A 22,996-nucleotide genomic window follows, 5' to 3' on the forward strand; every position below is an offset into this window, starting at 1 on the left:
AAGAAGAGACCTCCGGCGGTGGGACTGGGCCCACCGCCGGAGGTCTTTCGGAACGAACGTCAGTTACCGGGCTGCTGCTGCGGCTGCTCGGTCGGCGCGGGCTGCTCGCCCGGCGCCGGGGTCTCGGCCGGCGCACCCGGCAGGCCCGTGCCCATCCCGCGCAGCATCGGCGAATCCAGCTTCGCGACCTTCCAGCGGCCGTTCTCGTGGCGCATGTCCGCGATGATCACCACGAACTGCCGGTCCGGCTGCGGCTGGCTGAAGTTGGTGCGGAACTGCGTCAGGGTGACCAGCACCTTCGCCTCCGACGTGTCGCCGGACTGGTAGCCGCACTGCACGTCGTCGACCCAGGACTTGACCTGGGCCTGGTTCATGGCGTCGGCCAGCGCGGTGGTGGCGTCACCGAACTCCTGCAGGAACTCGCCGGTGGAATCGTTCTTGACCTTGTCGAAGTAGGCCTGCAGGTTGTTCGCGTAGTCGTACTCCGACACGGTGCGACCGAACGCGCAGCCGGCAGCCGTGGCCTCGCGCACCGCCGCCAGCTCGTCCTTCTTCTGCTGGGCCTGCATATAGAACGCCACGACGGCGGTCACGGCCGCTACGAGCAGGATTCCGGCCACGAACGCCGCGATCACCGGCAGCAGGTTCGACCTGCCCTCGTTCGCGCTCGGCGCGGGCGCCGCGGCGGGCTGCCCGGTCTTCTTCTTCGAGTCGTCGCCGGACTTCGCCGACTCGCCCCCGGTCTTCGCGGCCTCGTCGGTCTTCGCCTCGGCCGCGGCGGGCGCCTTGTCGAGTTCGATCTTCTCGGTGGCTTCGGCGTCCTTCTTGGCGTCGGCGTCGTCGGTGGACATCGATAAATCCTGCACTTTCCCGGCGCGCGAGCGCGCCGAATCGGCTGTCCGGCCCGGGCGTGCGGGCCGTCACATGTTCCGTGGGCGAGTATGCCGGGCCGAGGTGAACCACCTCGGCCCGGGTGCGCTCACCGAACCGGCGGAAGGGTCCGCTCGTTGGGGTCCACACCCGGCGGCATCTGCGCGCCGTTGTTCGGCACATCCGGGCGCGGAGCGTTCGCCGCGCCGCGGATCAACTGTCCCGGAGGCGGATTCACGCAGTAGTTCCAGCGCGGCAGCGTGCCGTCCTGCACGACCTCGTTGCGGATCATCGGGGTCTCGAAGGTGCAGTAGGGCCGCGGCCAGATGTCGATCACGGCGTGGAACTCGTTGTCGTGCGCCGGTACGCCGAGCGCCTCGGCGCCCACGGCCAGCGAGGGGAACAGCGCCCGCAGCGCGGGCAAGCGCAGCTGCGCGGCCCGGGTGATCACCACGAAGTTGGTGGCCAGGCTGGTGATCGGATCGCTGGTGGTGTCGAGCACCGCGCCCAGGCTGGCCAGCTGGCCCGGCGCCGCGTCGAGCACGCTCTGCAGCTCGGCGTTGGCGGCGTTGAACTGCTCGAACAACACACCGGAGTTGCTGGTCAGGGTGGCCAGATCCGGCTGGGCCATGGACGTGGTGTTGGTGATGGTCTGCAGGTTCGTGATCAGGCTGGTCGTCTGCGGCAGCAGCGAATGCAGGCCGGCCGTGGCCAGGCTGATGCCGTTGACCAGGCCGCGCAGCTGATCCGGGCCGCCGCTGAGCGCGATGTCCAGCTCGTCCAGGATGACGGCGAACTTGTCCGGGTCCACCTGGTCGAACAGGGCGCTGGTGTTGTCCAGCACCGACCACACCGGCGTCGGCGTCTTGACGACCTCGGGGTCGAACTCGATCACCGCGCCGTCGGACAGGTAGGGCCCGTCCTCGGTGCCGGGACGGAAGTCCATGTACTGCTCACCGGCGGCCGACAGCGCCTGCACCGCGACCGCGGTCTGGACCGGGATCCGGTAGGTGCTGTCGATCTCGGCCTTGGCCGCGATGGACTGGCCGCGGTCGACCAGCTCGATCGCGGTGACCTTGCCGACGCGGTAGCCGCGCAACGTCACGTCGTTGCCCGGCTGCAAACCGCCGGACCGGTCCAGGTTCACCGTCACCGTGTAGGTCGAGCGCAGCGGATTCACCCGCATCACGCTGACCAGCAGGTAGGACGCGCCCAGGATCAGGATGAGCACCAGGCCGATCCCCGACAGCACCAACTTGTTGCGCAGGATGCTCATCGGTGGCCGCCTTCCACTCGCTGCTGCACGAGTTGCAGCACCTGAATGAGGCTGCCCGCCATGTCCTGAAGGTCTTCCAGGTTCTGGAGCCTGCCGTGCCGCGGATCGGTCAGCGCGCTCAGATCCAGGTGGGTCGCCGTCGCGAAGACCGCGAAGCTGCGGCCGCGGAAGGTGGCGTCGACCTTCGGGCGGATCGTGTGCAGGCGGTCCAGCAGCACGCCGAACTGATCACCGGTCTGGGCGATGGCATTCATCAGCTGATGGGTGTTCTCCAGCAGCGCGGCCAGATCCTCGGTCGAGGTGTTGGCGTAGTCGCCCAGCGCCGCGCTGGTGGTGGACAGTCTGGTCAGCAGATCGCCGATGGCCCGGTTGTTCTCGGCGATCGCGCCGATCATCTGCGGCAGCGTGTCGGCCACCTGGCCGAGTTCGCCGCGGCGCGACTCCAGCGTGTCGGCCAGCGTGCCGAACTGCGAGAGCACGCTGTCGACCCGGGCGGAATTGTCGTTGAGGCTGCCGATCACCCCGGTCATCTGGGAGAGCAGGTGCCCGACCTGTTCGCCGCGACCGCCCACGATCGAGTCCAGCTCGGAGGTGAGCTGGGTCAGCGAGGCGATACCGCCGCCGTTGAACAGCATCGACACCGAGATGAGCAACTGCTCGACGGTGGCGCCCGCCGAGGTCTCGTCGATGGTGAGGGTGTCGCCGTTCTCCAGAATCGACGCGTCGGTCGGCTGCTGCGGTTTGGACAGCGCGATGAACACGTCGCCGAGGGGAGTGGCCTGGCGCAGTTCGGCCGTGCTGCCTCGGGGCAACTCGATGCTGGTGCTGATGCTCATATCGACGATGGCCTGGAAGTTCTCGGTCCTGATGTCGGTGACCACACCGACATCGGAGCCGCCGATCTTCACCTTGGCCTGGTCGGGCAGGTTCAGCGCGTTGTCGAAGACGGCGTGCAACGTGTACGTCTCACCCGACTGCCCCGGCTTGGGCAGCGGCAGATCCTCCACGGTGAAGCCACATCCGGAGGTGAGGGCGAGCCCGGCCACCGCGGCGGTGGCCACCAGCGCCCTGCGTGCCTTGATCGTCATGCGGTCCGTCATTTCGTCAGTCCGAGCAGTGCGGCGGTGAGCCCGTAGTCGGGGCCGAAGTCCTGCATGTTCCCGGTGCGGCAGCCGTCGGCGCGCATCTGGATGCGCTCGCAGAACAGGCTCACCAGCTCGCCGTTGAGCGCGGTGCCGATGAGCGCGTGCAGGCGCACGTACCGGCCTTCGCGGTTCATCATCCGGTCGATGTTCTGCATCAGCAGCGGCGCCACATCGGCCACCTCGGTGAGCCCGGCCGCGTGGTCGCGCAGCTGACTGGTGACGTTGGTGAGACCGGCCAGCGTGCTCGCCAGCTCGCCCTCGTACTGGCCGAGGGTGCCGCTGGTGTTGGCGAGGAAGTCGTTGAGCTGGTCCAGGGTGGCCTGCAGACCCGGCGCCTGCTCGGCCAGCAGGCCGGAGAGCTGGGTCATCCGGTTGCTGAAATCGCGCACCGACTGGTCGTTCTCGGCCAGCATCGTGGTGAGCTCGTTGAGCTTGATGATGATGTTCGAGATGGCGTCCTTGTTGTCCACGCCGACCTTCAGCGCGCCCGACAACGCATTGAGGGTGTCGCGCAGCTTCTCGCCGTTGCCGTCGAGCATCGGGTACAGCACCCGGCCCGACAGCGGGCCGATGCCCTCGAATTCCTCCGACGGCGCCAGCGCCGCCGAGAACTGGTCGATGGTCTTGATCATCGTGTCCAGCTCGACGGGAGTCCTGGTGCGCGCCTTGGGCAGATGCGTGCCGCTGGGCATCGTCTCGCCCTCGGTGTAGACCGGGGTGAGTTCGATGTGCCGGTCGGTGACGATGGACGGCGAGATGATCGCCGCCTCCGCCTCCCGCGGGATCTTCACGCCCGAGTCGACCGTCATGTGGACCTCGACCAGCGTGCCCTTCGGCACGATCTTGTCGACCTTGCCCACCTGCAGGCCGAGCACGGTGATCGGATTGCCCTCGTAGATACCCGCGATGTTCTCGAAATCGGCCGTGATCTTCGTGGCGCCGCCGAACGCGTTCTCCACCGAGGAGGGCAGCAGCGAGCAGCTGCCCACGGCGAGCGCGGCCGCGCCGAGGACGCACGCCTTCGCGACGGTACGGATCCGGGCGGTTACGGAATTCGTCACTGGCACCCCTCGATGACTTGGGCGAAGCACAACCAGTTGTCCGGGAACAGCCACGGCAGGCCGACCGAGCCGTAGGGTCCGCTGCCGCCGTAGGCGTTGGACAGGTACCGCACCGTCGGCGGAAGCAGCGACAGCATCCGGTCCAGGTTGTCCTTGTTCTTCTGCAGGCCCTCGGCCATGGTGTTGAGCTGCTGGATGGTCGGGCCGAGCTGGTTGTCGTTCTGGGCGCCGATCTCCTGCAGCTGCCTGGTCAGGGTCGCGACATTGTCCAGCAGCTGGCGGATCAGGCCCTGCCGTTCCATCACCCGGTTGGCGATGGCCTCGCCCTGGGTGATCACCAGCAGCACGCTGTTGCGGTTGTCGCCCAGGATCTGGGTGACCCGGTCCAGATCCTTGAGCAGCTGGTCGACCTCGCCGCGGCGCTGGTCGATGACCTTGGCCAGCGCGCCGACGCTGTCGAGCGCCTGGGCGGTGAGCTCGGGCGAGCCGCCGATCTCGACATTGATGACGTTGAGCGCCTCGGCCAGCTTCGCGGTGTCGAGCGCCTCGAACTTCGGGGTGCCGATCTGCACCACGTCGGCCAGGTTGTACGGGACGGCGGTGTTGGACAGCGGGATCCGCCCGCCGGCCAAACCGGAACCGTCACCGGGGATCAGATCGACGTAGCGCGCGCCGAGCAGCGTCGCCATCTTGATGGAGGCGCGGGCGTCGGGTCCGAGCTCGACGCCGCGGTCCACGTTCATCGTGATGAGCACGTGGCCGTCCTCGAGTTCGGCGCCCGACACGGTACCCACCGGCACGCCCGCCGCGTTCACCTTGTCGCCGACCTTGATGCCCGCCGCCTGCGCGAACTCGGCTTTGACGGTCTGGTCACCGACGCCGAGCATCGTGTACACGCCGGAGATGAGCAGCAGCACCAGGATCAGCGCCGCGCCCAGCACACCGAGCCAGAAATTGCGGTTGCTCTCGAAACGACTTCTCAGCTTGGCCATCATGGGCGGCACACCGCCGAGTTCGAAGTTCCGCCGATCTGCGAGAACAGGCCGCGCGGGAAGAGGACGCCGTAGAGCGAGACGTCCAGCCCGCAGAGGTAGGCGTTGGCGTACGCGCCCTCCGAGACGTGCCTGCCCGCCGAGGACAGCACGTTGGGCAGGTCGATCGCAGCCTGGTCGAGCTTGGCGCCGTTGGCCAGCAGCAGCGACAGCGCCGCGCTGGTGGAGTTCTGCGCCACCTCCAGACCGGGCTGGATGCGGTCCACCATGCCGACCAGGGCGGTCGTGGCATCGGCGATCTGGACCGTGGACGCCTGCAGCGACTGGCCCTGTTCGTAGAGCCCGCCGATCAAGGCGCGGGTCTGGGTCACCAGTGTCTCCAATTCATCACCTCGTTTGGCCAACCCCTGCATCACGCCGGACAAGTTGACGATCACGTCGGACAGGATGGCGTCGCGGCGCTGGAAGTCCGAGGCCAGCTGCGCGGCCTGCACGATGAACGAACTCAGCGAGACGTTGTCGCCCTGCAGCGCCTGGATGAAGGTCTCCGACAGCCGGTTGACCTGCTCGGGCTGAAGCACCTGGAACAGTGGCTGGAATCCGTTGAGGAGACCGGACACGTCGAACGACGGTTCGGTGCGCGCCAGCGGGATCTTCGCCTTGTTCTCCAGCGGCGCCGGGCTGTCGGCGTCGCCGGGCTGCAGCGCGACGTAGCGCTGGCCGATCAGGTTCTGGTAGCGGACCAGCGCCTTGGTGTCGTCGTAGATGGTCTGATCACGCTGCACGATGAAGGTGACGTTGGCGACCGAGGCCGCGGTCTCCTCGTCGCGGCCCAGCTCGATCTTCTCCACCTTGCCGACTCGCACACCCGCCATGCGCACGTCGTCGCCCTCGCGCAGGCCGAGCACGTCGGTGAACGTGGCCGTGTAGGTGTTGGTGGCACCCGTCACCGTCCTGGCCAGCGTGTTCCAGACGACCACGGTCACCAGGATGGACACGATCGCGAAGATGCCGAATCCGATCAGCGGTTTGCGAATGCTCATCGGCCTGCACCGCTTTCGGAGACTTCCATGGTGGCGCCCTTCATGATCGGACTCAGCAGCAGGTACTCCGCGGCGGTCGGCTTGCGGCCGAGCAGCGCGGCGATCGCGTCGTCACCGTGGTAGGCGATCGGCCCGGCGGACGGCGTGTTCTCGCCGTCGGCGGCGGGCGCGACCGGCGCGGGCGGCGGCGGCGCGAACAGACCCGGGAGGCCGGGCAGCATCGGGAACACGCTCTCCAGCGGCGTGCCCTGGAACGGGTTGGGCAGGTCCTGCGTCGCGTCGGCGGCGATGCGGGCCGGATCGGGCATGGTCACGCCCGGGATGAGCGGCAGGCCCGGCATCGGCACCACGGGCGGCAGCCCGGCCGCCGAGTCCAGCGCGCGGGGGCGCAGGTTCTCCGGCAGCGGCGGCAGCTCGTTCACCGCGGGCGCGGTGGCGCAGCTGGGACCTGCCATCTCGTCGTAGCGCGGGCAGTCGGCGACGGTGTACGGCTTGTACGGCGTGAGCGTGATGCCGGCGTTCCAAATCTGCTGCTGCTGCGGACCCCAGCGGAACGTGGTGTCCAGCTTCGCGACGGTCTCGCTCAGGTTCAGCAGCGCCCGGGTGATCGAGGACGGGTCGGCGGCCAGCGCGCCGAACATGTCGGCGGTGCCGCCGGTGACCTGCTTTCCCACATCGGGGTTGCGGGCGAACAGCGCGTTGATCCGGTCGGCGGTGGCCGAGGTGCCGGTGATCAGCGCGACCAGCTCCGCGCGCCGCGAGGCGATGGTGCTCGCGGTCTGCACCGAGCTGCCGAGCACGTCGAGCAGTTCGGGGGCGGACTGATTGAGCGCGCGGGCCGAGCCGGCGAAGTCGTCGAGCAGCGTGCCCAGGTCCGGGATGGACTGGTCGACGGCCAGGATCCACTCGTCAAGGCGCTCGACGGTGGAGCCGGGCATCCGGCCGCTGCCGTCCAGCGCCTGCGACAGCGTGCCGAGCACGCGGCCGAACTGGACCGGGTCGATCTTCTCCAGGATGTCGCGGACCGTGGTCAGCGTGTCCTGCAGCGCGATGGTGCCCTGGCTGCGGTCCTCCTCGATGACCGCGCCTTCCTCGAGGTAGGTGTCGGCCGGGCCGTTGAAGACCAGTTCGATGGACGTGACGGCGAACAGGTTGCTGGGCACCACGCGTGCCGTGACGTTCGACGGGATGCTGCCCGCGTACTCCGGCTTCAGCTCGATGTTGACCTGCTGCTGCGCGCCGCCGTCGGCCACGTCGACGTCGTCCACGACGCCGACCAGGATGCCGCGGAACTTCACGTCCGCTTCCGAGGGCAGGCCGTCACCGGTGGTGCCGAGCTCGGCGACCACGTTCACCTTCGGGACGAAGTAGCCGGTGTAGCGGGCCATCAGGAAGCCGAGCACGAGCGCGAAGACGACCAGACCGCACGCGCCCGCGATCAGCAGCTGCCGCATGGTGGGTCCGCGCCCACTGGGATCGATGATCATGTGTCCCTACCCCGAGATCCGGATGCCGGGGTTGACGCCCCAGATCGCCAACGTCATGAACAGGTCCGCGAAAACGACCAGGATGATGCACATCTTGATCGCCCGGCCGGCCGCGACACCCACGCCCTCCGGGCCGCCCGAGGCGAAGAACCCGTAGTAGCACTGGATGAACGTGGTGATCGCGACGAACACGATGACCTTGAGCAGGGAATAGAGCACATCGGTCGGTATCAGGAATTGGTAGAAGTAGTGCGAATAGGTGCCGCTGGCGGTGCCGCCGATCATCTGCACGGTGAGCGCGCAGGAGATGTAGGCGACGGCCAGGCCCACGCAGTACAGCGGGACGATCGCCAGGATCGCCGCGAACATCCGGGTGCTGACCAGGTAGGGCAGCGGGCGGATGGCCACCGACTCGAGCGCGTCGATCTCCTCGGAGATGCGCATCGCGCCCAGCTGCGCGGTGAAGCGGCAGCCCGCCTGGGCGGCGAACGCCAGTGAGGCCAGCAGCGGGCCGAGCTCACGGGTGGTCGCGAACGCGGAGATCGCGCCGGTGATCGGGCTCAGGCCGAGCAGGTTGAGCGAGGTGTAGCCCTGGATGCCGACGGTCATGCCGCCGAATGCGCTCAGGATGATGATGACGCCGATGGTGCCGCCACCGACGATGAGGTTGCCGTTGCCCCAGGTGACGTCGGAGAGCAGCCGCCACACTTCCTTCGGGTACTGCTTGAGCGCGAGCGGAATGGACCCGATCGAGCGCAGGAAGAAGAAGACCTGGTGGCCCAGGCGCGCGAGCAGGTCGACCGGCGCCTGCGCGGAGCGCCTGAGCGACTGGAGCGGCCGAAGCAGCGGGGGTACATAAGTTGAGGACACCGGCTCAGACCACCTGTGGGGGGAAGAGGGCTGTGTACACCTGGGTGATGATCAGGTTCACGCCGAAGAGCATGAGCGCGGAGCTGACCACCGCCGAGTTCACCGAGTTCGCGACGCCGCCGGGGCCACCCCGGGTGTTGAGGCCGGTGTCGCAGGCGATGATCGCGGCGAGCAGGCCGAAGATCAGCGACTTCAACAGGGCCACGAACAGGTCGAGGGTGACCGCGAAGGACGAGAAGGTCCCGACGTAGGAACCCGGCGTACCGCCCTGGGCGAAGATATTGAAGATGTAGCCGGTCAGGAAGCCGACGAAGACGACGAACCCACACAGCAAAACGCTGACCAGCATGGCCGCGCCGAGGCGGGGGGCCACCAGCCTGCGCATCGGGTCGACGCCCATCACTTTCATGGCGTCGATCTCCTCGCGGATGGTGCGCGAGCCGAGGTCGGCGCAGATGGCCGAACCGACCGCGCCCGCGATCATGATCGAGGTGACCAGCGGTGCGCCCTGCTGGATGATGCCGAGGCCGTTGGCGGCGCCGATGAACGAGGTCGCGCCGACCTGGCCTGCGACGGCGCCGACCTGAATCGAGACGATCACGCCGATGGGCACGGCGACCAGCAGCGTCGGCGCCGCGGCCACATTGGCCATGAACGCGCACTGCCGGACGAACTCACCGAACGGGAATCGCCGCCGGAAGATCGCGATGAACAGCTCGGCGACGGCCGCGATCCCCATGGTGATCTGCCGTCCCAGCGTCTCCAGCGACCGCTTCGGATGGTCTTCCCAGTAAGACCGTGTCCAATCGACCGCTTCGCTTATCCGTGATCCCGCGGGAGGACTCTTGGTCGACACTGGCTAACCCCTCTCGACGCCGGTTGCTCACCCCGGCGACTTGTTTGCTTGACGCACCTTACTACGGAGTAGTGCAGAACACACCACCGACATGTGATCGCAGTCATAGATGAGAGTCACTACCTTCCGAATGCCCCGAGAGGGTCACCGGACATTTGTCGTCGCTCCCATAATTGCGCGCGCGAAGTCTGGAACAAGTTACAGGCGAAGCCCGCCCACCTGGGCGGCCTCGAGCACCCGCGGAAAATTAACCGGATACCAATCAGGCAAAACCGGCGGCGCGGAATAGCTTCGCGCAATCCGAACGCGGCCGACTGAAACATCCCGGGCGCGACGGCCGATCAACTATTCGATAGGACATCGCTATAACCGCGCGTGTCCTCGGCCGCCCGCACACCACGATCCGCGCCGCGGCCACCACCCGGCGCGTCCCGCGATCTGAGACGCGCCCGAGACCGAATACTGACACGATGAGTGCGACAGATTGATATCGTGCGTGCTTCCGACGTCTGGAGGGACATGTTCAGCAAACTCGCGAAGGCGGCCCGTGCCGCCTGCGCCGTCGCCCTCGGCGCGGCGCTGCTGGGGACGGGCGCTGGCGCCGTGAGCGCCGCTCCCGGGCCGCCCGCGATCGGCGGCGGTTCCGGGATCATCATCAACGACACCTTCGAGTGCACGCTCACCGCGGTCGGGTACGACAACGCGGGCAGACTCGTCGGACTCACGGCCGGACACTGTGGCGACCCGGGCAACGAGGTGTTCGCCGAGGTGGACCGCGGGGCGGGCGTGATCGGCCGCTTCGCCTACTCCAACCCCGATCTGGACTACGCGGTGATCCAGTTCCAGCCGGGCGCGATCATCCCGGTCAACCGGGTCGGCAACGTGACCATCACGGGGATCGGCGCGCCGCCGCAGTTCCCGATGATCGTCTGCAAGGAAGGCCGCACCACCGGCAACACCTGCGGGGTCACCTGGGGCGACGTGTTCCGCACCAACGTCGAGACCTGGACGCAGATGTGCGTGGTGGAGGGCGACTCCGGCGCCCCGGTCGTGGTGGGCACCACCTTGGTCGGCATGGTGAACGCCTACCTGGCCGTCGCCTGCTTCGGCCCCGAGGTCGGCACCAATATGGACGCCATCATGAACGATCTGAACGGGCGCGGCGGCGTCGGCGCCGGCTTCCGGCCCATCTGATCGAGAGAAACCTCCCGGGGAGCGGTGTTCGCGCACCGCTCCCCGTTTCTGTTTCCCCAGCTTGTGTGAACACCGGTCGAAACGATGTGGACAACTACGTATCCACTCCGTTTTCCGAGGACCGCGCGACCGCCGCCGGTATCTGTTACTCGCGTGCGAAAAGCTGAGATCAGACCGCATTCGAGTAGTAAGCGGGGCAACCGTATGATCACGGCCTTATATACGTCTTAATACCGGACCCGGCGCCGGGAAAATCCCCGAGGGGTCAGGACACGCGCTTGGGGGCCAGTGCCGGGCCCGCCACCGCGCATTGCGGTAGGCACTCCACACTGTCCAGGTCGGGGGCGCGGCGGACGGGGCGCAGCAACAGTCCGGCGATCAACGCGCCCGCGAGCAACAGGCCGACGCACAGCCACATCGCGGTGGCGAAACCCGCGTCGAAGGACACCGGATCGTCCAGCGCGCCGGACAGTCCCGCCAGGCCGGGCAGCGCCGCCACCGCGAGCAGTTGCGCCGTCCTGGCCACCGCGTTGTTCACCCCCGACGCGATGCCGGCCTCGGACGCGGGCACCGCGCCGAGCACCGCCCCGGTGAGCGGCGCGACGAGCACCGCCAGCCCGAGGCCGAACACCACCACGCCGGGCAGCACATCGGGCAGGTACGCCGAGTCCGGGCCGATCCGCAGCATCAGCACCAGGCCGGCGGCGGCCAGCACCGGGCCCACCGTCATCGGGATGCGCGGCCCGTTGACCTGCGCCCACCGGCCCGCGGGCGCGGAGAGCACCAGCATGATCACCGTGATGGGCACCGTCGCCACACCCGAGGCCAGCGGCGAATAGCCCGCCACCAGTTGTAGTTGCAGCACCAGCAGGAAGAACACCCCGCCCAGCGCCGCGTACACCGCCAGCGTCACGAGATTGGCCGCCGTGAAGACCCGCGACGCGAACAAGGACGGCGGCACCAGCGGATGGTCGCTGCGCAGTTCGATCACGACGAACAGCGCGAGCAGCAGCACACCGGCCACCGTCAGCAGCGGCACACCGTCGATCAGGCCGAAGGTCAGCGTGCCGAGCGCCAGGGCCACCAGCAGCGCGCCCGGCACGTCGAGCTTCGCGGCGGCGGCCGGGTCGACGCTCTCCGGCACGTGCCGCAGCGCGACGTACACGACCACCGCGACCAGCGGCACGTTGAGGAAGAAGATGGACTGCCACCCGGCGACATCGATGAGCCACCCGCCGAGAAACGGGCCCAATGCGCCCGCGATCCCGCCGAAGCCCGACCACAATCCGATCGCCGCGCCCTGGTCGCGCTCATCTATCGACGACGAGATCAGCGCCAGGCTGCCCGGCGTGAGCATCGCGCCCGCCACACCTTGCAGCACGCGGGCCGCGACCAGCATCTCGATATCGACCGCCAGTCCACACAGGACCGAGGCCACACCGAAACCGACCGCGCCCCAGACGAATACCTTGCGCCGCCCCAGTTTGTCGCCGAGCGAGCCGCCCAGCAGGATGAACGAGGCCAGCGTGAGGGTGTAGCCGTTGAGAGTCCACTGCAGGCCGGCCACGTCGGTGCCGAGCGATTCACCGATCCGGGGCAGCGCGATATTGACGACGGTGGCGTCCAGCGACGCCACCGACGAACCGAGGATCGTGGTCAGCAGCAGCCACCGGCCCGCCGCCGACCGCAGCCGGGGTGGCCCGTCGGTGCTCACCGCTCCACGGTAGCCGCGCGGTGGGCACCCGGCGCCCGCGACGCGGGATCAGACCTCTTCGACGCAGACGACGAAATTGCGCTCGCTGTACTCGAAGCCGAGGCCGCTGTCGCACGCGCCCGCGTCGCTCACGCCCTCCTGGATATCGGTCACCCGGACCACATCGGTGCCGGGCTCGGTGCACTCGACGCGCTGCGGATCGTCACCGCCCACATCCATGCAGCCGTTCATCACCCAGTCGATGTCCAGACACAGCGCGCCCTGCTGGACGCCGTTGAGCGTTTCGGCGTAGTAGTTGTCGCGGTCGGCGGGGCAACCGGAGCTGTTGGGCGCCTTGGCGATCACCTTGTAGTTGGACGCCCGGCTGCCGCAGGAAGCCTTCTCGATGGTGGCGTTGGTCATGGTGCCGCCGAGGGTGACGCAGTCACCGATCGAGGCGTCGAACTTGACGTCGCCGCCCTGCGGGCGCGTGCTGGTGGGCCTGCTGCTGGAGCTGGGCGCCGAACTCTTCGGCGTGCTGGTGGACACGGCGTCCACCGTGCCGCCCATGGCGGGTTGGGCGGTGCCCTCGACGCTGCGCGTACACGCGGCGAGCGTCAGCACCGTCGCCACGGTCACCACCGCGAACGTGAGACCGGTCAGCAGTTGACGAGACACGTACAGTCCTCCCGAGCTGTAGCGCTCCGAACTCACACCCCCGTAAGAATCCGAAGTACTGGTACACCTTGAAATATCACGCCATGCATACACGATGGCGCGACGGCCGTCGAGTCGTACACCCACCGGGGGCGGCACCGACGTGAGTACCCCCGCCCAGCAACCATCGTGGGTATGGTGGGAAGCACGGTGTGAAAGGGGTCTTCCCGTGAAGCTGATCAGCGCAATCCTGTGCTCGACCGCCGCGGTCGGCGCCTCGTTCGCACTCCCCGCCCTCGCTTCGGCTAACGATGTGCATTGCGTCGCCGAGCGGGGGGCCGACGTCACTGTCCTCTCCGGTACCACCGGCTGCCGCGCGGCGAGCGACACCTTCGGCCACGCCCGGGCGGCCGGGGTGAGCGGGGTCGGTTACGCGCGCGCCACCGAGGGCGCCACCGCGTACGGCATCGGGCTGGCGGGCGGCATCGGCGCCAGCGAAGGGGTGGGCGGTTTCCCCCTCGCGATCGGGCACGGCCGCGACGCCGTCGCGCTCACCTCCGTCACCGATCCGGGCGGCTCGGCCGTCGCGGTCACGATCGCCTTCGAAGGGTCGCGGGCGCAGGTGGTCACCGCCGACGGCACGGTGGTGTGCCTCGGCGCGGCCGCGCTGGCCTGGGACGCGCGCACCGGCGCGTCGTGCCTGGCCACGCCGTTCGGGCGCTGGGTGGTCTCACCGGCCTGAGGCGATCGAACCGCGCGGGCGCGTCGACCGTGACAACGCCATGGTGAACACCACGGCACCGGAGCCGAAGTGGACGCCGCTGCACGCGCTCGCGGCGGGCCTCGATTTCGAAGGCTACTTTCGCCTGCGACGCTCCCGCGACGGTGATCCGTTCCGCGTGCGCTTCCCGGGCCTGGGGTCGGTGCTGTTCACCGGCACGCCCGAGGGCGCGCGGGAGGTGTTCCGCGCGCCCGCCGCGCTGCTGGAGCCGCCCCGGCCGAATCCGATCGAGCCGATGGTGGGCCCTACCTCGCTCATCCTGACCTCCGGTGGGCGGCACCGGCGCGACCGCGCGCTGCTCGCGCCCGCCTTCCACGGCGCCCGGGTGCGCGAGTACGCCGAGGTGATGCGGTCCGCGACGCTCGACGAGATCGCGCGGGCCGGGTGGCGGCCCGGCGCGCGGGTGGACTCGCGCGCCGCCGCGCGGGCGATCACGCTGCGGGTGGTGATGACCGCGATCTTCGGCGCGGCCGGCGTCGAACGGCGCGCGGAGTATCGCGCCGCGATCACCGAATTCCTGACCGCGTTCACCGGTCCGCTGCTCCTGGTGCCCGCGCTGCGCCACGGTGCGTTCGGCCGCGCGCCGTGGGACCGGTTCGCCGCCGCCCGCGCGCGCCTGGACCGGCTGGTGCTCGCCGACATCGCGGCCCGGCGCGCCGCGCCCCCGTCGGACGCCGATCTGCTCGGCCTGCTGCTGAGCACCCGCTACGACGACTGCTCGGCCCCGACCGACGCCGACCTGGCCGACCAACTGCGCACCTTGCTGGTCGCCGGACACGAGACCACGGCGACCACACTGGTCTGGCTGCTGTTCCACCTGCATCGCGCGCCCGGCGCGCTGCAAGCGATCCGCGACGAACTCGCGACGGCGGGCTCCGAGGCCGCCGACCTGGTCGGCCTCCCTTATCTGGACGCGGCCTGCCAGGAGACGTTGCGCCTGCACCCGCCCGTGCCGATCGTGCTGCGCCGCGTCACCGAGCCGTTCACGCTGCGCGGCGCGGCGCTGGCGGCCGGCGACACCATGGGCATCGTGGTACCGCTGCTGCACTCCGACCCGGCGGTGTGGCCCGACGCCGACCGGTTCCGGCCCGAACGGTTCCTGGAGCGCAGATACAGCCCGTTCGAGTTCGCGCCGTTCGGCGGCGGCCACCGGCGGTGCGTGGGCGCGACGCTGGCCGAGTACGAACTGCGGATCGTGGCGGCCACCCTGCTCACCCACGTGCGGTTGCGGCTGCCCGACCGCTGGGCGCGGGGCAGGCCGCCGCGCGCGGTGCCGCACAACATCGCCGCCGGGCCGCGCCGAGCGATCCCCTTCGACGTCATCGAGTGATTTGCATCACGAAAGTGTTTGATCTCGCCCAAAACCGGACGGACGGCAGGTTGGCCCGCGAAACCCGGACTCGCCGGGCCGACCGGCACGTTTCCCGGACGGCGACGGTCCGGACGAGTCGGTGTGACGACATGCACAATTGACCGACCGGACGAATCACACTGCGGGACGGCTGGATTCCCGTCGTACCCGGACGGTAGGAAGGACGACAGGTCGGGCCGTCACTACCATCCGGAATGGACGAGAAACGTATGCATGCCGCTTCGAACACCAGGTCGCTGCCGACTTCCCCGAGGGAAGCACGGGCGACCCGCCGCCTACGGCAGGGCGTCCTGCTGTCCGCGGCGATCGCGGCGGCGGGTGCCATGATCGTCGCCCCCGCCCAGGCCGACCCCGCCCTGCCGGGCCTCGGCGCCGGATCGGCCGCCGTCGGCGTCGAGCCGGAACCGCAGCCGAACTTCGCGCCGCCGAACATCAACATCGCCGACGGTGAGACCGTGGGCGTCGCGCAGCCGATCATCATTACTTTCAAGGAGCCGATCGCCGATCGCGCGCTGGCCGAGAAGGTCATCAAGGTGACCTCCTCCAAGGAGGCGCCGGGCCACTTCTACTGGTTCAGCGACCGGCAGGTGCGCTGGCGGCCGAACGAGTTCTGGCCGGACAACACCGACGTGCGCGTCGAGGCGGGCGGCACCAGCAGCTCCTTCCGCATCGGCGACGCGATCGTCACCACCGCCGACGACGCCACCAAGACCATCACGGTCACCCGCAACGGCGAGGTGGTCAAGACCATGCCGACCTCGCTGGGCAAGCCGAAGTACGAGACGCCCAACGGCACCTACATCGTGGGCGAGCGGCACCGCGAGATGGTGATGGACTCCTCCACCTACGGCGTGCCGATCGACGCGCCCGAGGGCTACAAGCTCGACGTGGAGTACGCCACCCGGCTGTCCAACAGCGGCATCTTCCTGCACGCCGCGCCGTGGTCGGTGGGGTCGCAGGGTGTGGCCAATGTGAGCCACGGCTGCCTGAACGTGAGCACCGAGGACGCGCGCTGGTTCTTCGAGAACGTGCAGAAGGGCGATCCGGTCATCGTGCAGAACACCGCGGGCGGGACGCTGAACTCGCGCGACGGTCTGGGCGACTGGAACTGATCACCCGCTGACAACGCCGGCCGTGCACTCGCACGGCCGGCGTTCTCGTTGCGGAGGGCCCATTTTCGGCCATCGGCGCTTCGGTGACACGCGATCTCGCCGAACCGGGGGCAACTGTTCAGTCGATCGATAGTCCGCATTAACCGCACGGTTGCTGTACCCCGTCAAAGTCTGCCGGGTGCGAACAGGTCCGGAACGGGTGCTCCCGCGACCGCGAGGCAAGGGCCTGCGGAATCGTCCATGGCAGGACTACGCGCTGTTCGCCGTGCTCGTGGTGCCGAATCTGGCGTTGCTGACGCTGTTCGTGTATCGGCCGCTGCTGGACAATATCCGGCTCTCCTTCACCGACTGGAACATCTCCGACCCGGTCGCCACCTACATCGGCTTCGAGAACTACCGGGAGTGGTGGAGCAGGGCCGACTCGTGGGAAATCGTCACCAACACGGTGGTTTTCACCCTCGCCGCGGTGGTGGGCAGCATGGTGCTGGGCTTGGCGCTGGCGCTGCTGCTGGACCGGAAGTTGTTCGGGCGCAACGTGGTGCGCTCGGCGATCTTCGCGCCGTTCGTCATCTCCGGCGCCGCCATCGGCGTGGCGTTCCAGTTCATCTTCGATCCCAGCTTCGGCCTGGTGCAGGACGTGCTGCACCGAATCGGCGTCACCGCGCCCGATTTCTACCAGGACCCGGGCTGGGCGTTGTTCATGGTGACGGTCACCTACATCTGGAAGAACCTCGGCTACACCTTCGTCATCTATCTGGCCGCGCTGCAAGGAGTTCGGGCCGAATTGATGGAGGCCGCCGAGATCGACGGCGCGAGCCGCCTGCGCACCTTCACGAAAGTGCTGCTGCCGCAATTGCGTCCGACGACGTTCTTCCTGTCCATCACGGTGCTGCTGAACTCGCTGCAAGTGTTCGACATCATCAATGTGATGACCAGGGGCGGGCCGCTGGGCACCGGCACCACGACGATGGTCTACCAGGTCTACAACGAGTCCTTCCGTAATTTCCGCGCGGGCTACGGCGCGACGGTGGCCACGATCATGTTCCTGGTGCTGCTGGTGGTGACGCTGGTGCAGGTCCGCGTCATGGATCGGAACGAGCGATGAAACACACCGGTGTGCGGACACTTTCGTATCAGCGGCGCCAGCGCTTGGTGACCGTACTCGGTTACGCCGCGATGCTGTGCGTGCTGGTGATCGTGGGCGTGCCTTTGTTCTGGATCCTCATCACCTCGTTCAAGGACCGCCCGGACATCTACACCCAGCCCGCCATCTACTGGCCGCGCTCCTGGCATCCGGAGAACTATTCGCACGCCACCACGACGTTGCCGTTCTGGACGTTCCTGCGCAATTCGGTGATCGTCACCGGAATCGTCGCGGCGGTGAAATTCGTGCTCGGCGTGTTCAGCGCGTACGGATTGGTGTTCCTGCGCTTCCCCGGCAAGAACATCGTGTTCCTGGTGATCATCGCCGCGCTGATGGTGCCGAACCAGATCACCGTGATCTCCAACTACGCCCTCATCGCCCAACTCGGCTGGCGGAATACCTTCCAGGGCATCATCATTCCGCTCTGCGGCGTCGCCTTCGGCACCTTCCTGATGCGCAACCACTTCCTCTCGCTGCCCGCCGAGGTGATCGAGGCGGCGCGCATGGACGGCGCGGGCTGGTGGCGGCTGCTCACCCGGGTGGTGCTGCCGATGTCGGGCCCGACCATGGTCGCGTTCGCGGTGGTCACGCTGGTCAACGAGTGGAACGAATACCTCTGGCCGTTCCTCATGGCCGACGACACCCGCGTGGCGACCCTGCCGGTCGGCCTCACCCTCTTGCAGAACACCGAGAACCCGAGCGTCACCAACTGGGGGCCGGTCATGGCGGGCACGCTGCTCACCATGCTGCCGATCCTGGTGGTGTTCCTGCTGCTCCAGCGCCACATGATCAAAGGCCTCACCTCCGGTGCGGTCAAGGGTTAACCGATACAGGAGAAAGCACGTGTCCACATCACAGTTCCCCGCGCTCTCGCGGCGCGGATTCCTCGGACTGGCGGGCGGCATCGCCGCGGGTGCGGCGCTCACCGCGTGCGCGGGCACCGGCGGGGGCGGCGGTCAGGGCGGCGACGCGAACACCATCACGTTCTGGTCCAATCACCCCGGCACCTCGAAGGATTTCGAGTCCGAGCTGATCAACCGCTTCCAGGCGAAGTTCCCCGACCTCACCGTCAATCTGGTCGACGCGGGCAAGAACTACGAGGAGGTGTCGCAGAAGTTCAACGCGGCGCTCTCCGGCGGCGAACTGCCCGATGTCGTTGTGCTGTCTGATGTCTGGTGGTTCAACTACGCGCTGAACGGCACCATCGAACCGCTGGACGGGCACTTCGGCGACGCCGGGGTGGATCTGAGCGACTACGTGGACTCGCTCGCCTCCGACTACGCATTCAACGGCAAGCACTACGCGTTGCCCTACGCCCGCTCGACGCCGCTGTTCTACTACAACAAGGACGTGTGGGCCCAGGCCGGTCTGCCCGATCGCGGACCGGAGAGCTGGCAGGAGTTCGACGAGTGGGGCCCGCGCATCCAGGAGATCGTCGGCGACGGCAAGCTCGCGCACGGCTGGGGTGACGCCAAGAACTACCTGGCCTGGACCTTCCAGGGACCGAACTGGACCTTCGGCGGCGCGTACTCCGACGAGTGGACGCTGAAGTTCACCGACCCCGGATCTGTCGCGGCGGGCACGTTCCTGCGCGACATGATCCACACCAAGCGCTACGCGGGCATCAAGCCGCAGATCGCCGTCGACTTCGGCACCGGCGTGATCGCCTCGACCATCGCCTCCACCGGCGATCTGCGCGGCATCCAGAAGAACGCCGAGGGCAAGCTGGAATTCGGCACCGCGTTCTTGCCGCACCCGAACGGGCCCGGCGTCACCACCGGCGGTGCGGGACTGGCCATTCCGGCGCGGATCTCCGACGAGCGGAAGGTGAACGCGCTCAAGTTCATCGAGTTCATCACCAATACCGAAAGCACCGTGTACTTCTCGCAGAACACCGGGTACATGCCGGTGCGCAAGTCGGCGGTGAACGACCCGGCCGAACAGACCTTCCTCGCGCAGAATCCGAAGGCGAAGGTGGCCATCGACCAGCTGTCGGTGACGAAATCCCAGGACTACGCACGGGTTTTCGTGCCGGGCGGCGATCAGATCATCGGCACCGGGCTCGAGCAGATCGGCTTGCAGAACGCCGATCCGGCCGCCGCGCTGGCGAGTGTGCAGAGCCAGATCCAGACCATCATCGACCGGCAGATCACGCCGAAGCTGCCCAAGTAAGCACAGACGAGGAGATCGACGGCCATGGCGAGCGTGCGTTTCGACGGGGTGACCCACCGGTATCCGGGGGCGCCGTCGCCCGCCGTCGATCGACTCGAATTGGACATCGCCGACGGGGAATTCATCGTCCTCGTCGGCCCGTCCGGCTGCGGGAAGTCGACCAGCCTGCGCATGCTGGCCGGACTGGAGGCGGTGGCCGACGGGCGCATCCTCATCGGCGACAAGGATGTGACCGGCTTGCCGCCGCGCGCCCGTGACGTGGCGATGGTGTTCCAGAGCTACGCCCTCTACCCGAACATGACCGTGGCGCAGAACATGGGCTTCGCGCTGCGTAACGCGGGAATGAGCAAGTCCGACACCATGATCCGGGTCCGCGAGGCCGCGAGGATGCTGGAGCTCGAGGAGCTGCTCGACCGCAAACCGGCGAAACTCTCCGGCGGCCAGCGCCAGCGGGTGGCGATGGGGCGCGCCATCGTGCGCCGCCCGCAAGTGTTCTGCATGGACGAGCCGCTGTCGAATCTGGACGCCAAGCTGCGGGTGAGTACCCGCTCGCAGATCGCCGCCTTGCAGAAACGCCTGGGCACCACCACGGTTTACGTGACCCACGACCAGGTCGAGGCGATGACGATGGGCGACCGGGTGGCCGTGCTGCGCGACGGCAAGCTCCAGCAGATCGCCGCGCCCCGCGAACTCTACGACGATCCGGTCAACACCTTCGTGGCCGCGTTCATCGGCTCGCCCGGCATGAACCTGCTCGAGGCGCCCGTCGAGGACGGTGCGGCGGTGCTGGAAACCCTGCGAATCCCCTTGCCCCGCACCGTGAAAACGGGCGAGCGGGTGATCGTCGGCATCCGCCCCGAGTCGTGGGAGGTGACCACCGACCCCGTCGGTTCACTGACCGTCGAGGCCGAACTCCTCGAAGAGCTCGGCGCCGAATCGTTCGTCTACGCCCACGGCGTCACCGACACCTGGCGCAGCCGGTCCACCAAACTCATCACCCGGGTGGACCGCCGCTTCCAGGTCTCGCTCGGCGACCGCCTGCACCTGCGTCCCAACCCCGAGGAAGTGTTCTTCTTCGACGCCGAATCCGAGAACCGGCTGCGCTGAACAGTATTCACCGCACCGCTTCATCGAGGGCGCGGCGGTGGTCGGCCGGTGCGCGCAACGCCTTCGCGGCCGACCCCTGGAATGCGCCGATCCCGCGACGGAATCGGCGCGCGGCCCGCCCTCACCAGATCTTCACGCGCTCCGCGGGCGGGAGGTAGAGGGCGTCGTCGGGTTGGATGGCGAACGCCTCGTGGAAGGTGTCGATATTGCGCACCACCGCGTTGCAGCGGAACTCCGGCGGGGAGTGCGGATCGGTCGCGAGGCGGCGGATGGCCTCCTCGGGACGGGCCTTGGTGCGCCACACCTGCGCCCAGCCGAAGAACACGCGCTGCAAGCCGGTGAGCCCGTCGATGACCGGGGGCTCCTGGCCGTTCAGTGAGATCTTGTACGCCTCCAGCGCGATCGACAGACCGCCCAGATCGCCGATGTTCTCACCGATGGTGAACTCGCCGTTGACGTGGTGATCGTCGGCGAGATCCTTGGGGGACAGGGCGTTGTACTGGTCGATCAACGCCTTGGTGCGCTTGCCGAATTCGGCGCGATCGGCGTCGGTCCACCAGTCGACCATGTTGCCGTCGCCGTCGTACTTGGCGCCCTGATCGTCGAAGCCGTGGCCGATCTCGTGCCCGATCACCGCGCCGATGCCGCCGTAGTTGGCGGCGTCGTCGGCGTTCATGTCGAAGAACGGCGGCTGCAGGATCGCGGCGGGGAACACGATCTCGTTCATGCCCGGGTTGTAGTAGGCGTTGACGGTCTGCGGCGTCATGAACCACTCGTCGCGGTCCACCGGGCCACCCAGCTTGCGCAGATCTCGGTCGTGCTCGGCGGCGTAGCCGCTGCGGTAGTTGCCGACCAGATCGGCCGGGTCCACGGTCACCGCCGAATAGTCGCGCCAGCGGTCCGGGTAGCCGATCTTGGGCGTGAACTTCTCCAGCTTCACCAGCGCGGCCTCGCGCGTGGCCGGGCTCATCCAGTCCAGCTGGGAGATGTTGCGCCGGTAGGCCTCCTGCAGATTCTCGACCAGCTCGAGCATCCGCTCCTTGGCCTCGGGCGGAAAGTGCTCGGCCACATACAGTTTGCCGACCGCCTCGCCGAGCAGTTCCTGCACCAGCGACACGCCGCGCTTCCAGCGTTCGCGGTTCTCCTGCGCGCCGGTCAGCGTGCGGCCGTAGAAGTCGAAGTTCTCCTCGACCAGATCGTCGGTGAGATACGGTGCGCGAGCGCGCAATACGCGCCAGGCTGCCCAGGCCCGCCAGTCCTCGAGGTCCTCGGCGGCCCAGGTCTGGGCGAAGGTGCGCACGTAGGAGGGCTGGCGCACGACCAGTTCGGCGAACAGCTCCGCGCCCGGCTTCTCCACCGCCTCGGCGGTCGCGGAAACCCAAGCGGCCCAGTCGAACTCCGGGTAGTCACGGGCCAGGTCGGCGAACGTGGTGAGGTTGTAGCCCAGTTCGGCGTCGCGGCGGCGCACCACATCCCAGTGGCCCGCGGCGAGTTTGCGCTCCAGCTCGAACACCCGCTGCCCCACGCCCTCGAGGTCGGCGGGCAGCAGCGCGGCGATCCTCGGGTCGGCGGCGGCCAGCGCGAACATGCGCCCGATGTGGGCGATGTAGGCGGCGCGGATCTCGGCGAACTCGTCCTGCCGGTAGTAGGACTCGTCGGGCAGGCCGATCCCGGACTGCACGGCGTGCACCAGGTAGCGGCTGGAGTCCTTGTCGTCGGTGTCGACGTAGAAGCCGACCGCGCCGCCGATGCCGACCCGCTGGAACCGGCCGAGCAGGGCGGCGAACGCCGAGCGGTCGGGCACCTCGCGCACCGCGGCCAGCTCCGCCGAGATCGGCGACAGGCCCGCGGCGGCGACCGTCTCGGTGTCCATGAAGCTGGTGTACAGGTCGCCGATCTTGCGCGCGTCGGTGCCAGGCTCGGCGTCGGTGGCGGCGGCGTCCTGGATGATCTTCTGCACGTCCAGCTCGGCCTGGTCGTACAAGGCGCGGAAGGCGCCGTCCACCGCGCGGTCGGCCGGGATCTCGTAGGAGTCCAGCCATTTGCCGTTGACATGCGCGAACAGGTCGTCCTGGACCCGCACCGCCTGGTCCAGATAGCTCAGATCGATACCGGAAGGGCTGGTCAGTTCGGAAGTCACGACCTCCAGTATGCCCATCAGCGT

The 22,996-nt window shown here is 68.2% G+C and carries 20 protein-coding genes; 8 read left to right on the top strand and 12 right to left on the bottom strand.

Annotated elements, in window-relative coordinates:
- Positions 1 to 59: 59 nt before the first annotated feature.
- The 9 genes from DFR74_RS14520 to DFR74_RS14560 form a co-directional block, all read right to left on the bottom strand.
- Positions 60 to 851, bottom strand: coding sequence for a hypothetical protein (locus DFR74_RS14520; protein WP_067502919.1), 792 nt, complete (start codon positions 849 to 851; stop codon positions 60 to 62).
- Positions 852 to 979: 128 nt separating this feature from the next.
- Positions 980 to 2,146, bottom strand: a complete 1,167-nt coding sequence (locus tag DFR74_RS14525; RefSeq protein ID WP_067502915.1) for an MlaD family protein — start codon at positions 2,144 to 2,146, stop codon at positions 980 to 982.
- Positions 2,143 to 3,234: an MlaD family protein gene (locus DFR74_RS14530; RefSeq protein ID WP_084537309.1), complete on the bottom strand. Its 1,092-nt coding sequence runs from the start codon at positions 3,232 to 3,234 to the stop codon at positions 2,143 to 2,145. Before DFR74_RS14530 ends, DFR74_RS14525 begins: the two co-directional genes overlap by 4 nt.
- Positions 3,235 to 3,242: 8 nt before the next feature.
- Complete coding sequence (locus tag DFR74_RS14535) at positions 3,243 to 4,352, bottom strand: MCE family protein (RefSeq protein ID WP_067502908.1); 1,110 nt, start codon at positions 4,350 to 4,352, stop codon at positions 3,243 to 3,245.
- Positions 4,349 to 5,344 (bottom strand): MCE family protein, encoded by a 996-nt coding sequence (locus tag DFR74_RS14540; RefSeq protein WP_067502904.1) that lies wholly within the window; start codon positions 5,342 to 5,344, stop codon positions 4,349 to 4,351. The genes DFR74_RS14535 and DFR74_RS14540 overlap by 4 nt, the downstream gene beginning before the upstream one ends.
- Positions 5,344 to 6,387, bottom strand: coding sequence for an MCE family protein (locus tag DFR74_RS14545; protein WP_067502901.1), 1,044 nt, complete (start codon positions 6,385 to 6,387; stop codon positions 5,344 to 5,346). The genes DFR74_RS14540 and DFR74_RS14545 overlap by 1 nt, the downstream gene beginning before the upstream one ends.
- Complete coding sequence (locus tag DFR74_RS14550; protein ID WP_067502899.1) at positions 6,384 to 7,874, bottom strand: MCE family protein; 1,491 nt, start codon at positions 7,872 to 7,874, stop codon at positions 6,384 to 6,386. Before DFR74_RS14550 ends, DFR74_RS14545 begins: the two co-directional genes overlap by 4 nt.
- A gap of 6 nt (positions 7,875 to 7,880) precedes the next feature.
- Positions 7,881 to 8,744 (bottom strand): ABC transporter permease, encoded by an 864-nt coding sequence (locus DFR74_RS14555; protein ID WP_067502895.1) that lies wholly within the window; start codon positions 8,742 to 8,744, stop codon positions 7,881 to 7,883.
- A gap of 4 nt (positions 8,745 to 8,748) precedes the next feature.
- The gene (locus tag DFR74_RS14560; RefSeq protein ID WP_084537308.1) at positions 8,749 to 9,567 is read right to left on the bottom strand and encodes an MlaE family ABC transporter permease; all 819 of its coding nucleotides are present in this window, start codon (positions 9,565 to 9,567) and stop codon (positions 8,749 to 8,751) included.
- Positions 9,568 to 10,119: 552 nt separating this feature from the next.
- On the opposite strand from DFR74_RS14560, the gene DFR74_RS14565 reads away from it, so the two are divergent.
- Complete coding sequence (locus tag DFR74_RS14565) at positions 10,120 to 10,794, top strand: S1 family peptidase (RefSeq protein WP_067502888.1); 675 nt, start codon at positions 10,120 to 10,122, stop codon at positions 10,792 to 10,794.
- A 265-nt stretch (positions 10,795 to 11,059) separates the two neighbouring features.
- On the opposite strand, the gene DFR74_RS14570 is transcribed toward DFR74_RS14565, so the two are convergent.
- Entirely contained in the window at positions 11,060 to 12,508 is a 1,449-nt protein-coding gene (locus DFR74_RS14570; protein ID WP_067502885.1) for an MFS transporter, read from the bottom strand.
- A gap of 48 nt (positions 12,509 to 12,556) precedes the next feature.
- Positions 12,557 to 13,165 (bottom strand): LppU family putative lipoprotein, encoded by a 609-nt coding sequence (gene lppU / locus DFR74_RS14575; RefSeq protein WP_067503341.1) that lies wholly within the window; start codon positions 13,163 to 13,165, stop codon positions 12,557 to 12,559.
- Between the two features lie 208 nt (positions 13,166 to 13,373).
- Here lppU and DFR74_RS14580 point away from each other — a divergent pair, with 208 nt between their 5' ends.
- The 7 genes from DFR74_RS14580 (at position 13,374) to DFR74_RS14610 (ending at position 20,832) form a co-directional block, all read left to right on the top strand.
- Positions 13,374 to 13,886, top strand: coding sequence for a DUF6764 family protein (locus DFR74_RS14580; RefSeq protein ID WP_067502882.1), 513 nt, complete (start codon positions 13,374 to 13,376; stop codon positions 13,884 to 13,886).
- A gap of 40 nt (positions 13,887 to 13,926) precedes the next feature.
- Complete coding sequence (locus DFR74_RS14585; protein WP_067502879.1) at positions 13,927 to 15,255, top strand: cytochrome P450; 1,329 nt, start codon at positions 13,927 to 13,929, stop codon at positions 15,253 to 15,255.
- Positions 15,256 to 15,506: 251 nt separating this feature from the next.
- Positions 15,507 to 16,409 (top strand): L,D-transpeptidase, encoded by a 903-nt coding sequence (locus DFR74_RS14590; protein WP_232331612.1) that lies wholly within the window; start codon positions 15,507 to 15,509, stop codon positions 16,407 to 16,409.
- A gap of 178 nt (positions 16,410 to 16,587) precedes the next feature.
- Positions 16,588 to 17,514 carry a carbohydrate ABC transporter permease gene (locus DFR74_RS14595; RefSeq protein WP_067503334.1) on the top strand — a complete coding sequence of 309 codons (927 nt, stop codon included), beginning with the start codon at positions 16,588 to 16,590 and terminating at the stop codon, positions 17,512 to 17,514.
- Positions 17,511 to 18,377, top strand: a complete 867-nt coding sequence (locus DFR74_RS14600) for a carbohydrate ABC transporter permease (protein WP_067502876.1) — start codon at positions 17,511 to 17,513, stop codon at positions 18,375 to 18,377. The genes DFR74_RS14595 and DFR74_RS14600 overlap by 4 nt, the downstream gene beginning before the upstream one ends.
- A 19-nt stretch (positions 18,378 to 18,396) precedes the next feature.
- Positions 18,397 to 19,725 (top strand): ABC transporter substrate-binding protein, encoded by a 1,329-nt coding sequence (locus DFR74_RS14605; RefSeq protein ID WP_067502873.1) that lies wholly within the window; start codon positions 18,397 to 18,399, stop codon positions 19,723 to 19,725.
- A 24-nt stretch (positions 19,726 to 19,749) separates the two neighbouring features.
- Positions 19,750 to 20,832, top strand: coding sequence for an ABC transporter ATP-binding protein (locus DFR74_RS14610; RefSeq protein WP_067502870.1), 1,083 nt, complete (start codon positions 19,750 to 19,752; stop codon positions 20,830 to 20,832).
- 121 nt (positions 20,833 to 20,953) lie between these two features.
- On the opposite strand, the gene DFR74_RS14615 is transcribed toward DFR74_RS14610, so the two are convergent.
- On the bottom strand, positions 20,954 to 22,990 hold the full coding sequence (locus DFR74_RS14615) for a M13 family metallopeptidase (RefSeq protein ID WP_067502866.1): 2,037 nt from the start codon (positions 22,988 to 22,990) through the stop codon (positions 20,954 to 20,956).
- Between the last annotated feature and the right edge of the window lie 6 nt (positions 22,991 to 22,996).

Origin of the sequence: Nocardia puris (assembly GCF_003315035.1) — a bacterium.
Classification (GTDB): domain Bacteria; phylum Actinomycetota; class Actinomycetes; order Mycobacteriales; family Mycobacteriaceae; genus Nocardia; species Nocardia puris.

Coding starts and splice junctions, on each gene's coding strand:
- DFR74_RS14530 (WP_084537309.1), bottom strand. CDS start 3,234: ATGACGATCAAGGCACGCAGGGCGCTGGTGGCCACCGCCGCGGTGGCC.
- DFR74_RS14590 (WP_232331612.1), top strand. CDS start 15,507: ATGCATGCCGCTTCGAACACCAGGTCGCTGCCGACTTCCCCGAGGGAA.
- DFR74_RS14585 (WP_067502879.1), top strand. CDS start 13,927: ATGGTGAACACCACGGCACCGGAGCCGAAGTGGACGCCGCTGCACGCG.
- DFR74_RS14550 (WP_067502899.1), bottom strand. CDS start 7,874: ATGATCATCGATCCCAGTGGGCGCGGACCCACCATGCGGCAGCTGCTG.
- DFR74_RS14540 (WP_067502904.1), bottom strand. CDS start 5,344: ATGGCCAAGCTGAGAAGTCGTTTCGAGAGCAACCGCAATTTCTGGCTC.
- DFR74_RS14545 (WP_067502901.1), bottom strand. CDS start 6,387: ATGAGCATTCGCAAACCGCTGATCGGATTCGGCATCTTCGCGATCGTG.
- DFR74_RS14610 (WP_067502870.1), top strand. CDS start 19,750: ATGGCGAGCGTGCGTTTCGACGGGGTGACCCACCGGTATCCGGGGGCG.
- DFR74_RS14565 (WP_067502888.1), top strand. CDS start 10,120: ATGTTCAGCAAACTCGCGAAGGCGGCCCGTGCCGCCTGCGCCGTCGCC.
- DFR74_RS14600 (WP_067502876.1), top strand. CDS start 17,511: ATGAAACACACCGGTGTGCGGACACTTTCGTATCAGCGGCGCCAGCGC.
- DFR74_RS14520 (WP_067502919.1), bottom strand. CDS start 851: ATGTCCACCGACGACGCCGACGCCAAGAAGGACGCCGAAGCCACCGAG.
- DFR74_RS14525 (WP_067502915.1), bottom strand. CDS start 2,146: ATGAGCATCCTGCGCAACAAGTTGGTGCTGTCGGGGATCGGCCTGGTG.
- DFR74_RS14615 (WP_067502866.1), bottom strand. CDS start 22,990: ATGGGCATACTGGAGGTCGTGACTTCCGAACTGACCAGCCCTTCCGGT.